This is a genomic window from Halomonas sp. 7T (assembly GCF_025643255.1).
Lineage (GTDB): Bacteria > Pseudomonadota > Gammaproteobacteria > Pseudomonadales > Halomonadaceae > Vreelandella.
On record NZ_CP087112.1, the window covers coordinates 1206276 to 1220944 of the forward strand.

General features: G+C 54.2%; 14 protein-coding genes. 2 read left to right on the forward strand and 12 right to left on the reverse strand.

Annotation, left to right across the window (positions count from 1 at the left end; genetic code table 11):
* The first annotated feature begins 27 nt into the window (after positions 1 to 27).
* Positions 28 to 1035, forward strand: a complete 1008-nt coding sequence (locus LOS15_RS05500) for an ArsA family ATPase (RefSeq protein ID WP_263069639.1) — start codon at positions 28 to 30, stop codon at positions 1033 to 1035.
* Positions 1035 to 2102 carry a DUF3524 domain-containing protein gene (locus LOS15_RS05505; protein WP_263068666.1) on the forward strand — a complete coding sequence of 356 codons (1068 nt, stop codon included), beginning with the start codon at positions 1035 to 1037 and terminating at the stop codon, positions 2100 to 2102. Before LOS15_RS05500 ends, LOS15_RS05505 begins: the two co-directional genes overlap by 1 nt.
* Positions 2103 to 2116: 14 nt before the next feature.
* On the opposite strand, the gene LOS15_RS05510 is transcribed toward LOS15_RS05505, so the two are convergent.
* The 12 genes from LOS15_RS05510 to LOS15_RS05565 all read right to left on the reverse strand — a co-directional run bounded on the left by LOS15_RS05510 (position 2117) and on the right by LOS15_RS05565 (position 14631).
* Positions 2117 to 3187, reverse strand: coding sequence for a carboxysome shell carbonic anhydrase (locus LOS15_RS05510; protein WP_263068667.1), 1071 nt, complete (start codon positions 3185 to 3187; stop codon positions 2117 to 2119).
* A 29-nt stretch (positions 3188 to 3216) separates the two neighbouring features.
* Positions 3217 to 3855 (reverse strand): endonuclease III, encoded by a 639-nt coding sequence (gene nth, locus LOS15_RS05515; protein ID WP_263068668.1) that lies wholly within the window; start codon positions 3853 to 3855, stop codon positions 3217 to 3219.
* Between the two features lie 30 nt (positions 3856 to 3885).
* Entirely contained in the window at positions 3886 to 4587 is a 702-nt protein-coding gene (locus tag LOS15_RS05520) for an electron transport complex subunit E (protein ID WP_263068669.1), read from the reverse strand.
* Positions 4584 to 5219: an electron transport complex subunit RsxG gene (gene rsxG / locus LOS15_RS05525; protein ID WP_263068671.1), complete on the reverse strand. Its 636-nt coding sequence runs from the start codon at positions 5217 to 5219 to the stop codon at positions 4584 to 4586. The genes LOS15_RS05520 and rsxG overlap by 4 nt, the downstream gene beginning before the upstream one ends.
* Positions 5216 to 6265, reverse strand: coding sequence for an RnfABCDGE type electron transport complex subunit D (locus LOS15_RS05530; RefSeq protein ID WP_263068673.1), 1050 nt, complete (start codon positions 6263 to 6265; stop codon positions 5216 to 5218). The genes rsxG and LOS15_RS05530 overlap by 4 nt, the downstream gene beginning before the upstream one ends.
* Positions 6262 to 7926, reverse strand: a complete 1665-nt coding sequence (gene rsxC / locus LOS15_RS05535) for an electron transport complex subunit RsxC (protein WP_263068674.1) — start codon at positions 7924 to 7926, stop codon at positions 6262 to 6264. The genes LOS15_RS05530 and rsxC overlap by 4 nt, the downstream gene beginning before the upstream one ends.
* Positions 7913 to 8515 (reverse strand): electron transport complex subunit RsxB, encoded by a 603-nt coding sequence (gene rsxB / locus LOS15_RS05540; protein ID WP_263068675.1) that lies wholly within the window; start codon positions 8513 to 8515, stop codon positions 7913 to 7915. The genes rsxC and rsxB overlap by 14 nt, the downstream gene beginning before the upstream one ends.
* Before the next feature lie 3 nt (positions 8516 to 8518).
* Complete coding sequence (gene rsxA / locus LOS15_RS05545; RefSeq protein ID WP_263068677.1) at positions 8519 to 9100, reverse strand: electron transport complex subunit RsxA; 582 nt, start codon at positions 9098 to 9100, stop codon at positions 8519 to 8521.
* A complete protein-coding gene (locus tag LOS15_RS05550) occupies positions 9097 to 10698 on the reverse strand; it encodes a diguanylate cyclase domain-containing protein (RefSeq protein WP_263068679.1) in 1602 nt (533 codons plus the stop codon). The genes rsxA and LOS15_RS05550 overlap by 4 nt, the downstream gene beginning before the upstream one ends.
* A 102-nt stretch (positions 10699 to 10800) precedes the next feature.
* A complete protein-coding gene (metG, locus tag LOS15_RS05555) occupies positions 10801 to 12837 on the reverse strand; it encodes a methionine--tRNA ligase (RefSeq protein WP_263068680.1) in 2037 nt (678 codons plus the stop codon).
* 204 nt (positions 12838 to 13041) lie between these two features.
* Positions 13042 to 13323 carry a hypothetical protein gene (locus tag LOS15_RS05560; RefSeq protein ID WP_263068681.1) on the reverse strand — a complete coding sequence of 94 codons (282 nt, stop codon included), beginning with the start codon at positions 13321 to 13323 and terminating at the stop codon, positions 13042 to 13044.
* Positions 13324 to 13449: 126 nt separating this feature from the next.
* On the reverse strand, positions 13450 to 14631 hold the full coding sequence (locus LOS15_RS05565) for a 1-acyl-sn-glycerol-3-phosphate acyltransferase (RefSeq protein WP_263068682.1): 1182 nt from the start codon (positions 14629 to 14631) through the stop codon (positions 13450 to 13452).
* Positions 14632 to 14669: the final 38 nt, after the last annotated feature.

Below are 14669 nucleotides of genomic sequence, written 5' to 3' on the forward strand. Positions count from 1 at the left end.
GCTGAGCTACCTATTTTGGGGATTACTATGCAAGCAGTACTGAACCGTCGCCTGCTATGGGTAGGTGGCAAGGGGGGCGTGGGTAAAACCACCGTCGCTGCCTCATTAGCGGTGCTGGCCGCCAGTCGTGGAAGGCGCGTTTTAGTGGTCTCTACCGACCCGGCGCACAGTTTGGGCGATGTGTTTGATCGAAGCTTATCGGATATTCCAAGGCGTTTACTACCTAACTTGGATGCCATGGAGATTGATCCTGATATCGAAGTTGAGGCGCATCTGGCCCGGGTGGTGAAGCAGATGCGCCGCTATGCTGCGCCTGAAATGATGCAGGAGCTTGAGCGCCAAATGCGCTTAACCCGGCAGTCGCCGGGCACTCAAGAAGCGGCGTTGCTGGAACGGTTAGCGCGGCTGATGGTGGATGACAGTGCGCCCTATGACCTGATTATTTTTGATACGGCGCCTACCGGACACACGCTGCGACTTTTAACGCTGCCAGAAGCGATGGCAGCTTGGACAGACGGACTGTTGGCGCATAACCGCAAATCGGCGGAGCTAGGCAAAGTACTGGAACATTTAACGCCCAAGCGCGGGCGCGATGTCGCAACTCCCTTCGACGACCCAACGACCGACCCGTTGGATAATTTAGATGAACGCACCCGTGATGTGGCGAAAACGCTCATCGATCGCCGCCGTCTCTTCCATCAAGCCAGAAGGCGTATCGAAGATGCCAAAGCGTGTAGCTTTTTATTTGTGATGACGCCTGAGCGGCTGCCGATTTTAGAAACGGATCGTGCCGTGAAAGCCCTTGAAGATGTACATATCCCGGTGGCTGGCGTGCTGATCAATCGCCTTATACCTGTAGAAGCAGACGGTGACTTCCTTCAGGCACGCCGGGAGCAGGAGGCCACCTACCTTACGCGAATTGATGAACTGTTCGAGCGTTTGCCGCGCCCGACGCTGCCCTGGTTACCAACCGACGTGCAAGGCATTGAGGTGTTAGTGATGTTGGCGGAAAAGCTTGAGCAACAGGGCTTTTAATGCGGGTACTTTTATTATCCGCCTACGAGGCGGTGAGTCACCGTTATTGGGCACACAGCTTAATGACAGCGCTTGATGAGTTTTCTTGGACGTTACTTACGCTACCACCTCGTCACTTTTCATGGCGGATTCGCGGCAACCCGCTGAGCTGGTGGCTGAAAGAGCATGAAACCTTAAGCCAGACTTACGATATTGTACTGGCGACGTCTATGGTCGATATTGCCACGCTCGTTGGATTATTTCCCCACTTAGGGCGCGCCAAAAAAATTGTGTATTTCCACGAAAACCAGTTTGCCTACCCCGAATCCTGCGAGCAGATGCCTCAAGTTGAGGCCAAGATGGTTAACCTCTATGCGGCGCTTGCGGCAGATACTGTCGTTTTTAACACCTCCTATAATCGGGACTCTTTTTTTGACGGCGCGCGCCAATTTCTAAAAAAAATGCCGGAGAATCTTCCCGCCGCCAAACCGTTGGAGCAGTTGCGACAGCGGTCAAAAGTGCTGCCGGTACCTATCGCGTTGGAGGATAATACCCCGCGGGCGAATGCGAACCCACGGCGTATCCTTTGGAATCATCGCTGGGAGTACGATAAAAACCCTGAAGATTTTTTCGCGGTTCTGTTCACGCTAAGCGAGCAGCGGGTGCCGTTTGAACTTGCGGTGCTAGGACAGCGTTTTCGTGATGTGCCGCCCATCTTTGCCGAGGCAGAGCAGCGGCTTGCTAAGTACACGATTTGTTGGGGGCCGCAGCCAGAACCAGCGTACCGTGCACTGCTTAATGGCGGTGGCATTGTGGTCTCAACCACGTGGCACGAGTTCCAAGGGTTGGCGATTATGGAAGCCGCCCAGCGTGGGGCGCTGCCGCTTGTGCCAGACAGACTCTGCTTTCCCGCGCTTTACCCCGATGAGTACCGCTATGACGGAACGCGTAATGGGCTGTATGAACGTCTATATACATGGTTGACGAAGCCCTATCACCAGCCCCCATCGCTGGACACAACCCCATGGCAGTGGCCGCAGTGGCGGGGTGCTTATCGCAATCTTGTAGTAGGCGAATTGAATAGCTGAAAGCGTGTAAGCGATTAATCAAGGGAATCTAATCGACGGGTTGGCCAGTGCACCACCGCCGTATGGCGGCGCATTTTTTGGGCAAGTATTGGGTGTTCCCGCTGTATCACCCGTTCGGCGAAATCTGACAGAAAGCGGGACTTCATTTCCGCCCGCGCGCGATCTACCCCGCTATGCTGGTAAGGGGTTGAAGCGAGCAGCATAAAACCGTCGTCGGGAATGCGTCCGGCGCGCATGTTAGCGTCAATGATCGCGGCGGCGGTGCCTATGGGTTCGGCTAAATCAGGCCCGTAAGGGCCGATAATTAGCGCGGTATTCGGCAGGTGAAGGAAGTCAAAGCCGCGGCCTACACAAATCACCCATTCGCGGTGTTCAATATCTAAATTCCGCTCTATGTTCTGTAGCTCGCTAACGTGGGCCACGTTGCCTTCCAACAAGGGAAGCAGGTCGCGCTGAATCTCTTCCGGCATATCGGGGCAGAGGCTCGCCAGCCGAGTGCTTAAAGCCTCTGGCGGCAGACCGACAAGTTCACGACTGTCCAATACGTCGCCCTGAGGGCCGTGGAGGATCAGCGCGTCGCTGTCAGTTTCAAAACCGCATACCAGCGGGTAAACCTGCTGGTGATCAGCACCAAACAGCTGGCCGGCCTGCTTGGCTACGGCGTAGGCATGCGCTTTGGCGGCCTCCGTATCACAGTTAAATCCTGCGCAGCCACGCTCTTGATGCCCGCTGGAAAAGTGATATGTGATGAGTATCAGCGTGGGGTTGCCCGCTTTCGCGGCATCCAGTACTGCGTCGGTTAATAGCTCCCCTAAGTAAGGCCAGCCTAAATCAAAAATACCGCCTAAATTCCTAAACGGGGTGATAATGCCGAGCGGCGTGCGGGTTGCGTGGGGAATATGAATGCGCCCATCCATACACTTCATTACGATGATTGACGTGGGATGCTGTGCCACATAGCGCTGGCGTGCCAGCCAGGCACTGGGGCTGCAATAGTGCTTGGCGTGCTGTTTGGAAAGGTTTAACAGCGCATCAATACGCTGAGTAATAGGTTGGTTGTAAAGCGGTTCGGTAGGCGAGGGCATCAGCATACTCTTATTGTTAGTCTGGGCGTTTAACCAAGCTCGGTTTTCTCTTTATAGTCGCACAGATCTTCAATAATGCAGCTACCGCAGCGGGGTTTGCGGGCAATACAGGTATAGCGTCCGTGGAGTATTAGCCAGTGGTGAGCGTCCTGCAAAAACGCTTTAGGCACATGGCGCAGCAGTTTTTGCTCAACTTCCACCACGTCTTTGCCTTTGGCAAGTCCCGTACGATTGGAAACGCGAAAAATGTGCGTATCCACCGCCATGGTGGGCTGGCCAAAGGCCGTGTTAAGAATTACGTTAGCCGTTTTTCGTCCAACACCGGGCAGCGCTTCCAGTTCTTTGCGGGTTTGCGGCACCTCACCGCCGTGCTGATTAACCAGCAGGTGGCACGTCTTCATCAAGTTTTCAGCTTTGGTGTTAAATAGACCTATGGTTTTAATATGCTGTTTTAGCCCATCAATGCCCAGGTCAATAATGGCTTGGGGGGTATTAGCCACCGGATAAAGTTTAGCGGTTGCCTTATTAACCCCAACGTCCGTGGCCTGTGCGGAAAGCAGCACGGCGGCCAGTAGTTCAAAGGGCGTACTCCAGTTTAGCTCGGTCGTGGGGTGTGGGTTTTCCGCCTGTAGGCGTGCAAAAATTTCATGACGCTTTTGGGCATTCATTGAATCTTCTCTTGGTTATTTAAAGCTTCTTTATTTGATCGTGCCGGTCACCCTGACCCGACGATCACTCCGCGGCGTTACGCTGGCGGGATGCGCGCGGGTGGCGCGACGCTGATCAAGCACATTTTTTAACGCGATTAACAGACCGGCAACAAAAAAAGCCCCTGGTGGCAGAATGAAAAACAGAAACTGATAATTCTCTACAACCGTTAACTGCCAGCTAGCAGCAGTGGGGCCAAAAAGCAGCGCCATGCCGCTAAATAGCGTCCCCTGACCCAGCAGTTCACGTATCGCGCCCATGACGATCAACACCGCGCCAAACCCTAGCCCCATCATTAAGCCATCGACCGCGGCAGGCAGCACCGGCTGGCGCGAGGCGAAGGCGTCTGCGCGACCTAAAATGGCGCAATTGGTCACAATCAGCGGAATAAAAATTCCCAGCACTTGGTAGAGCGGGTACGCATAGGCAGCCATCAATAGCTCGGCACAGGTAACAAAGGCGGCAATAATCATAACAAACGCAGGTAGCCGCACCGCACTGGGGACCTGATGGCGGAGCAGTGAGACTGTTGTGCTGGCGCCCACCAGTACCAGAAGCGTCGCAATGGCTAACCCAAGGGCATTGACCACGCTGCCGCTCACGGCCAGCAACGGGCAAAGCCCTAACAATTGAACCAGCGCAGGGTTATTGGACCATAGCCCTTCGCGGGTGAGTTGGCGCCATTGGCTCATGGAGTTGGCTCCTCAAAGGTAATGGGGAGATCGGTTTCTGCCGCATATATCAGCGTTTGATGCACCGCATTAATGACGGCGCGCGGGGTAATGGTCGCGCCGGTAAAGGCATCAAACTCGCCCCCCTCTTTATGTACCGCCCAGTCTTCAGAAGGCAAACTGGCCAAGCTTAACCCATTAAAGTGGGTAATCCAGTCGCTGCGCTGGCGCTCAATGTCATCGCCAAGCCCAGGCGTTTCTTGGTGATGAGTCACCCGTACACCGGTGATGCGTTGATGCTGATCAATGCCTACCAGCAGTCTTATTTCACCGTTGTAGCCCTGGCGTGTTACCACCGGCAGAATAAGCGCGCTTTCTTCATCGCGATGAAGTTGCCAGCCTTGGGTGCCGTCACGATGACCAAGCTGTGACGGGTTTGGCAGCTCAAATACGCCTTCTAACACATCGTGAACCGGCGTATCAGCCAGCGCAGAGGGCAGCACTTCTTGTAGCTGTCGGTGCTGATAGGCGAGTTGGTGGGTAGCAATGCGCTCGGCAGTCAGTGCCCGGGTAAGTGCGACGCTGCCGGCAGTGACTAGTGCAAACGTCCCTAAGGCAAAGGCGCCGCGAAACATGGCTTGACGGGGCGTCATAACGGTTTACTCGGCTTTGATTGCGCTGCCGCGTTGTAATGACTATTTGGTCGCGGCACGGTGTAAAGATCCAAGAGCGGGACACATACGTTCATCAGTAATACCGCAAACGCCACCGCGTCTGGGTAGCCACCTAGCGTACGGATGATGATCACCAATACGCCAATACCGACCCCATAAATCAGCTTTCCACGTTGGCTAGTCGCGGCGGAAACGGGGTCAGTGGCGATAAAAAATGCGCCGAATAGGGTGGCACCTGTCAGCAAGTGAAACAGCGGCGAGGCAAAGTGACTGGGGTCGCTGGCATAAAACAGTGCCGCCAGCAGTGTCATGCTGCTTAGCATGGCGACGGGGATATGCCAGCTGATAATGCGCTTGGCGATTAGCGCTAGCCCGCCTGCCAGCCAAGCCAGTGCCACGTTGCGCCAAGCGCTGAGCGTGCCTTCGGGAAGCGGCTGGCTAGCCCAGAATTCGCTGGCCAGCACCGCCTCACCTTTGTGCTTGAAGGTATCGAGCGGCGTGGCACCGCTGAGGGCATCCAGTGCTGTGGGAGGCAGCATGCCGATAATCTGCGCCCAGAGCGTCGGGCTGAATAGCGTTTCGATCGAAAGGGGCTGGGGGGGCGCCCAAAGCGTCATATACGTTGGAAATGACACCAACAGTAGGGCGTAGCCCACCATAGCAGGGTTGAACGGGTTGTGGCCTAAGCCGCCATAAAGCTGCTTAGCGACCACTACCGCCGCTAACACGCCTACTGCGATGAGCCACCAGGGGCTGGCGGGCGGTAGAGAGATGCCCAACAGTACGCCGGTAAGTAGCGCACTGGAATCCTGCAGTGCTGGCCTAACCGGGCGCTGACGTAGCGTCATTATCAGCGCTTCAGCGCCAACAGCCAATAACCCGGCCAGCAGCACGTTACTGATCACACCCAGCCCGAAATAGTACGTCATGGCCGCTATGCCCGGCAGGGTCGCTACAATAACCCAGCGCATGAGATGGGCAGTGGATGGGGCAGCGCCTACCTGAGAGGCGTGCATCATACTCATATGGTGCTGTCCTTTTGCGTTGCGTTGGCGCGTGCTTCTGCAAGACGTGCCTCTGCCGCTTTGAGGTTCTCTTGGGCAGTGGCAAGCTGGGTTTCTAAATCTTCAAAACGCTGCTTGGGCGCCTGTTCGGCGGCCCTGGCCAAGACTTTTTCGGCTTTTTTAACGGCCGCCTTGGCGGCCGTTTGGGCAATACGCAGGCTGCGTAGGTCGGCTTCTGGAGCGGCGTCATCGCCAGCGCTACTCGGCGCCGATTTTTGAGTGTGGGCAAGGCGTGCCTGGCGGCGGGCCTTTTTTTCTGCATCTTCCCGCGCTATGCGCGCCTGGCGGAACTCAAAGCGGTGCTTGGCGTGCTCGGCTTTTGCGCTTTCAATCTGCTTTAAGCGGATGCGCTGTTTTGCTGAGCGATAATCCTCCACCAGTGGAATAAAGCTTGGGCACACAAAGCTGCAGGCACCGCACTCAATACAGTCGAACAGATTTAATGTTTCAAGCGTACTGTCGCTCTCGGCCCGTGCATACCAGTGCAGCTGCTGAGGGAGCAGCTGAGCGGGGCATACGAGTTCGCAGGCGCCGCAGCGAATGCAGGGCGATTCAACGGGCGCTGGCGGCAGCTCGGCAAGCGTGGCGGCGATCAAACAGTTCGTGGTTTTCGTCACCGGTGTATCTAACGTCGTCAGCGGTGTACCCATCATAGGGCCGCCTACAATGACTTGGTGAAGCTGGTGAGGATCTAAACCAGCTCCCTTTAACAGGCTGGCAACCGGCGTTCCCAGGCGCACCCAGACGTTTCCTGGACGGCTGATAGCATCGCCGGTTAGCGTCACAATCCGCTCAACCAGCGGCTTGCCATCGCGCACGGCGTGAAACGCCGCCAAGAGCGTGCCAGGGTTATGGCACAGCGTGCCTACATCGGCAGGCAACCCACCGCTGGGCACGTCACGGTTAAGCACCTTTTTGATGAGCTGGCGCTCGCCACCGCTGGGGTAGCGGGTCTCGATAACCTTGAGCGCGATGGTCGCCGGGTGCTGCATCTGGGAAAGCGCCTGCGTTAAGGCGCTAATGGCTTCAGGCTTGTTGTCTTCAATCCCAATAACGATGGTTTGCGCACCGCAGAGCCTGGCGATGAGCTGGGCACCTTCCAATACATCGGCGGCGTAGTGGCGCAGGGTAAGGTCGTCGGCCGTGATATATGGCTCGCACTCGGCGGCGTTAATCACTAGCGTGTCTATGACATTATGCTCAGCGACTTTAGCTTTAATGTGAGTGGGAAACCCCGCTCCTCCTAAGCCGGCGAGCCCGCTGCTCTCTAGCCTTTCGAGCAGCGCGGCAGGGGCCGCGGTTCGCCAGTCCAGCGGTGGGAGCGTTTCCCAGCGGTCCAGCCCATCGGCTTCAATGGTAATCGCTGTGTCGTCAACGTGGGTAACGGTACCGCTTATACTGGCGTGTAGGTGGGCGGAAATCATGCCGTTGCGCTGGGCAATTAAGCTGCCTACGTTGACGTTTTCGCCGACGACAACGCAGGGTGTTGCGGGGTTGCCAGCATGTTGCTTTAAAGGAAGCGTTACCTGTGATGGCAGTGGCGCGGCCTGCAAAGGTGATTGATTGGAGCGAGCTTTGCGCTCGGGCGGGTAAATGCCGCCTGGAAACTCATAGGCGGGCATGTTCACTCCTGTCTTGGGGGCGGTCGCTTGCAATTATCGCAGAGGCGCCGATTAACGGCTGCCACTGGCTAAGCGGCTTGCTTCTCGGCAGCATATCAATGCAATCCACCGGGCAAGGGGCAACGCATAAGTCGCAGCCGGTGCACTCATCTTCAATGACGGTATGCATCTGTTTAGCAGCCCCAATGATGGCATCGACGGGGCACGCCTGAATGCACTTGGTGCATCCAATACACTCTGCTTCGCGAATAAAAGCGACGGTATCTTCCGTCGCTGCTTCACCATCTAACGGTTCTGGTTCCCGGCCTAACAAGTCGGCTAATGCATGAATGGTCGCGTCGCCGCCAGGCGGGCATTTGTTGATGGCATCGCCTTGGTTAATGGCTTCAGCATAAGGGCGACAGCCGGGGTAGCCGCATTGACCGCATTGGGTTTGCGGGAGCAGCGTATTAATTTGCTCTACCAGCGGGTTCTCTTCACTCTTGAAACGCTCGCTGGCCATACCTAGCAGTGCTCCAAACAGAATCCCTAAGCCCGTAAGCACGCCAATGGCGCTAATAATGCCCCACCAGGAAAAAGTTTCGCCCATGGGTTACCCCTGCACCAAGCCAGAAAAACCAAGAAATGCCAGCGACATAAGGCTTGCAGTAATCATTGCGATGGCTGCTCCCTTAAACGGCACGGGAATATCAGCACTGGCGAGACGCTCGCGCATAGCGGCGAACAGCACCAAAATCAACGAGAAGCCTAGTGCGGCGCCTAGGCCATAAAGCGTCGTGTGGAAAAAGCTCAGCTCACGGTTTAGTGACAGCAGCGCTACCCCGAGAACGGCACAGTTAGTGGTGATCAGCGGCAAAAAAATACCCAGCACCTGATGCAGCAGCGGACTGAGCTGGCGCACCATGATTTCAGTGAACTGTACGACGGCAGCAATCACCACAATAAAGCTAATGGTACGCAGGTAGGTAATATCAAACGGCACCAGAAGACCGTGATACACCACGTAGCTGGCAGCGGAGGCCAGCGTTAACACAAAGGTGGTGGCCAGCGACATGCCCATTGCTGATTCCAGCTTGTTGGAAACGCCCATAAAGGGGCATAGCCCTAAAAACTGTACCAGGACGAAGTTATTAACCAGTGCAGTGCTGATCAAAATGATAAAGAGTTCACTCATGGCGGGGTATTGTGCGTAGAAATAGTCTCTTTGGCTAGCGGTGGTGCATAAAGTCGCACCTGATGTCGGCCCGCTTTTTTCGCCTCATAAAGGGCTTGGTCGGCGGTGCTCATTAATGCAGACGCAGTTAGGCCGTCATTCACATTCAGGGAGCTGATACCAATGCTAAAGGTAACGTGTGGGGAGACCGGTGAAAACGCATGGGGATAGTTAAGCGCATCAATGGCCATTGTAATGGTGTTGGCTAAACGGTGAGCTTCGCCGACAGGCATCTCTGCAAGAACAGAGAACTCTTCGCCGCCTGTGCGTGCAATCACAACGTCATGACGTTCAGCTAACTCCTGAAGTTTTTTGCCGACCGTTGTCAGACAGTGGTCTCCCTTAGGGTGGCCATAATTGTCATTAAAGAGCTTGAAATGGTCAATATCGAGCATCATCACAGCGACCGACGTGTTATTGGCTATTGCTTGTTCTACGGCGCGCTGTAGCTCTTGATCAAAAAGACGGCGATTAGGCAAGCCGGTCAAGGTATCGTGCGTGGAAAGAACGCTCAGTTTTTCATTGAGCTGACGCTGGTGAGTAAACTGATGCTCAAACGTTCTAGCGAGAAGGCCAATCTCGTCATTGCGTGAAGAAAGTTCATGTTGAAAAGCAGGTTGCGTGTCGAGCTGTTGAGTGAGTCGGGTGAGTTTGCGCAGCGGAGTTAAAATCATGTGTTGCAATAATACTAGGACGGCCACAATCACCAGGAACATCATGACGCCAGTCCAGATCAGCACATAGCGTAATGAACGTAGGCCTGCTAAGTAGCGGTCGCGTTGAAGGCGGCTGCTGATAGCAATAGTAGCGCCAGGCTGGTAAGCAGCCAGATAACGCTCGGCAAGCACGGTGTTACCCATAATCGTCGAGGTGGTCCGAGATTCAGGCAGTGATGACACTGTGCGTACCGTCAACGATAGCGGCATACCGGTGAGTTCACTTAGCACGCTCAGCCAGTCACTGTTCATGGCGCGGACTTTAAATAGCCAGCCAGTGGGCGGACCGCTAGAGTCAGTGCGCAGAATTGGGCTGGACGCGACCATGGTCGGCGAGGGGTGGGTATAAAGTACATTGTGCTCTTTGTCGCTATCTTCTTGGATGAAGCGCTGCATTGAGACTACATAAGGCATCATCCAGCTGCACGCTTGGGTAGCCGTTTCACAGGTTTGATACTGCCCTGTAGTAGGGTTCAAGCCGCCAAGAAAGTGCACCTCACCATCGGCGTTAAAAAAAGCCATCAATTTATAGCGCATCTCTTCAAACATGCTCTGGCTAAAGTTCACCTCGGCGTAGCGCGGGTAGTTGCCTTGAACAAATTCGTAGGTGTCATCCCAAGTGGCCCAGTCGCGTGCCTGGGCAAGTAGCTGCTGCTTGTTGACGATAACACTGCGTTCAAGCCGATCCATTTCATTAACAATTATCGACTGCTCTTCTCTATATAGAGCCGGGAAAAAAACAAGCTTGGTTAACAGGCCCAGTGTGATCACTGCCAATAAAAACACGCCCGCAAGGGCAATCAAAAAGCGCAAGCGCAGCGAGGCGGTACAGTGATGAGCCATAGAGCATCTCGGGTGAACGTCAGATTGGGCTATTATTTTTATTTTGGATAATAAAAGGGCAGAGGCGTAAAACCTCTGCCCTTTGCGGTTAACATAGTGAAGTTACGTGACGCGCTGACCTGGCTCTGCGCCGGAGTCGGGGGAGAGCAGGTAAATGCCCTCGCTATCAGCGGACGCCAGCACCATGCCTTCTGAAACGCCAAAACGCATTTTACGCGGCGCCAAGTTAGCCACCATCACCGTTAAGCGGCCCTCTAGCGCTTCTGGCGAGTAAGCTGATCGAATGCCTGAAAAAACGTTGCGGGTTTCGCCGCCCAAATCCAGGGTTAGCTGCAGAAGTTTATCAGCGCCTTCAACGTATTGTGCTTTTGCGATGCGCACAATGCGCAGGTCGACCTTGGCGAAGTCTTCAAAGCTGATTTCTGCGGCAACTGGGTCATCTGCCAAGGGGCCTTTAGGCGTGTTTTTCAGCTTTTGCTCTTCCACTAAATCTTCCTTGGAGGCTTCAATCATAGCGTCGATTTTTTCACGCTCAACCCGCGTCATGAGCGGTTTAAACTTATCGATAGGGTGATTAACCAGTACATCTCCGCGGCTTTCCCAGTCTAACGAGTCAAGCTTTAGAAATTCCCTAGCGTGCTCGGCCATAACAGGAACCACGGGGGCAAGGTAGACCATTAATTGACGGAATAGGTTAATACCTACCGAACAAATCTCTAACACTTCGTTATCACGGCCATCCTGTTTAGCCAGCGCCCATGGCTCTTTTTCCGCAATATAGGTATTCGCTTCATCCGCCAGCTCCATGATTTTGCGCATGGCGCGGCTGAATTCACGTGTTTCAAAATCAGCGGCTATGTCATCCCCTGCGCTGATAAAACGCGCGACCATTTGGGGTTCAGCGCAATGCTCGGAGAGCGTGCCGTTGCCGAGCTTTTTGACGAAGCCCGCACAGCGGCTGGCGATGTTCACGACCTTGCCGACGAGGTCAGAATTCACCCGAGCAGAGAAGTCATCGAGATTGAGGTCCAGATCGTCCACTTTCGAGGTGAGCTTAGCGGCAAAATAGTAGCGCAAGTATTCCGGGTTAAGATGCTCGGCATAGGTAGCGGCCTTTATGAAAGTGCCGCGGGACTTGGACATCTTAGCGCCATCGACGGTTAAGAAGCCGTGGCAATTAACCGCTGTGGGGGTACGAAGGTCGGCGCCGTGGAGCATGGCAGGCCAAAACAGCGCATGGAAGTAAACAATATCTTTGCCGATAAAGTGGTAGATCTCGGCGTCTGAGTCCTTTTTCCAGAAGCTATCGAAATCAATACCGTCACGCTCGCATAGGTTTTTAAAGCTCGCCAAATAACCAATGGGAGCGTCTAGCCATACATAGAAGTACTTACCCGGCGCGTCGGGAATTTCAAAGCCAAAGTATGGTGCGTCACGGGAGATATCCCACTCGTTAAACCCGGACTCAAACCACTCCATTAGCTTGTTGCGAATTTGCGGCTGAACGTGACCGTTATTAATCCACTGTTGAAGAAACTCGGCAAAGTCAGGCAGCTTAAAGAAGTAGTGCGTAGAGCTGCGTACTTCGGGGGTTGCGCCTGAAATCGCTGAAACCGGATTGATCAAATCTGCCGGCGTGTAGGTGGCGCCACACTTTTCGCAGTTATCACCATACTGGTCGTCGGCGCCGCATTTAGGGCAGGTGCCTTTAATAAAGCGGTCTGCCAGGAACAACCCTTTTTGTGGGTCAAACATCTGCTCGATATCGCGCGTGGCAATATGGCTTTTATCGCGCAAGCGTGTATAAATCAGCTCGCTGAAGTAGCGGTTTTCATCGGAATGGGTGGAGTGATAGTTATCAAACCCAACCCCAAAACGTGCAAAGTCTTCCTGGTGGTCTTGTGAGACCCGCGCGATTAACGCTTCTGGCGTAATGCCTTCCTGCTCAGCGCGCAGCATAATGGCCGTGCCATGGGCATCGTCGGCGCAAACGTAGTAGCACTGCTGACCACGACTTTTTTGAAAACGTACCCAAATATCCGTTTGAATGTACTCAAGTAAGTGACCGAGGTGAATCGCTCCGTTAGCGTAAGGGAGCGCGCTGGTCACCAGAATGTTGCGCGGGGCAGTGTTAGACATGGTGAAGGATACTTCCGGTTAGGCCATAACAAATAAAGACGGCGAAGGGTAAGTACGCTTCGCCGGTAACGTAAGGAACCTCGGATTAACTATTGCATTCGTAACGTTAATCAGAGGCTCCGTGAACTCGCACAATAAAGCGGTAAATGGACAACGCTTTATTGCCACACGCTGCCGTTTTGATGCTGGCAACGTTGTTTAACACTAGTAGAGCGCTTGCTCTTCTTGTACCACTTCGCGTAGGACGTTTAAAAATAGCTTGTCAGCGTCCGAGTGCTCAGCTGGGTCTTCAGGGATATGCACGCTGGTGGTATCTGATATTTCGTTGGCAATGCGAGCCATCGCCGACGCGCTATTGCCCTCAGAAAGATGCTGACGAGCAATGGCAAGCGACTGCTCAAGAATTTTTGGATCTTGCAGCAATTTACGGATAAAGCCATGAAGCTCATTGATGATACGCGTTTTTTGAATTTCTGATGCGGACATTAGGGCTCTCCTTAAAGCCGCGCTTGGCGGCACCAAGCGGAATAATTATTGCTTTGACCATAGCACTTTTTCAACGACCAAGCATGCCTTGCTCGGCCGTATACGGTGGATATATTGAACAGTAATTTACAGGGTTAGGCGCCCTGCTTTGTGTTTGACGGGGTTCGCGTACTGTTCAAGCCAGTAGGGGCGCAGGGCTTCGGGTACACTGGCTAAGCGGGCTTTGAACCGCTCTCTGTCCTGTCGGGTAATTGTCTTGCGGGCCACCAGCTCTGGCGCGTCACCCAGGGCTTCCAACGCAAGATAATGGCTTGGAAATAAGCGATAGCCGCCAATAACTTGCCGATCAATTTCTGCTGCTACTTCGCCGGGCGTGGCCACATCGGCACTGACTGGGGTGCCGAACTTAAGCTGTACGCGCCCCTTGGAGCCTGTAATGCCCGCCACGATCGAGCGAATATCTTCAAATTCGCTCTTAGCGTAACTGCCTTGAGTGGCCACATCGTGAAGCTCTTGGGCTTTTTGCAGGTCGCAGGGGTCGTACTCGTAGCTAATGGAAACCGGTACTAGCTTCAATTCGGCAATGGCGTCGCCAAACTCCATATCACGCTCTGCATTGCGCCTGGCCATTATGAGCATTTTGATAATCGCGGGGTCGGTATGATCAATACCGTTTTTGGCACGCCCTTCACGTTGGGCCATCCAGATAGAGTGCTGGTCGACGGTAATAGAGTGACGTATATAAGCGGAAAGCTGTTGATAGGCCGCTAGCATAGCGCGCTTACCCCGGGCGCTGCGCGGCACAATAAAGCTCTTATTGAGGCGCATAAGATCGGTAACGTATGGCTTTTTCAGCAAATTGTCACCAATCGCGATACGCACGGTATCGCGATTGGCCTGGTAGAGCGCGTAATTAACAAACGCTGGATCCAACGAAATATCACGATGGTTCCCGATAAATAAATAGGCGCTGTGATTGTCGAGTTTATCAAGCCCGGCCACGTCGAATTCATCCGTGGTCGTGCGAATCATACGCTCCATATAATGGGCAATACGCATTTGAAAATCACGTACGGTGGTGACACCTTTTACCTCTCGGCGCACGGCGTAGCTTGCCAAGCTGCGCGCTAGAGGAGGCGCCCATTTGGCTAAGCGCGGTAGACGAAACTGCGTCAGCGCATCCAGGAGTTCGCTGTCATGGGTAAGGCGCGCAAGAACGTCTTTGACCTCATGATCCATGTAGGGACGAATATCGGCCCAAGGGTCATTGGCGGGGTCAGCATTGGGTGCGTTGTTGTGTTGAGTCATGCGATCCGTTGGGTGTTAAGCAAAAGTAAGTCAAGATT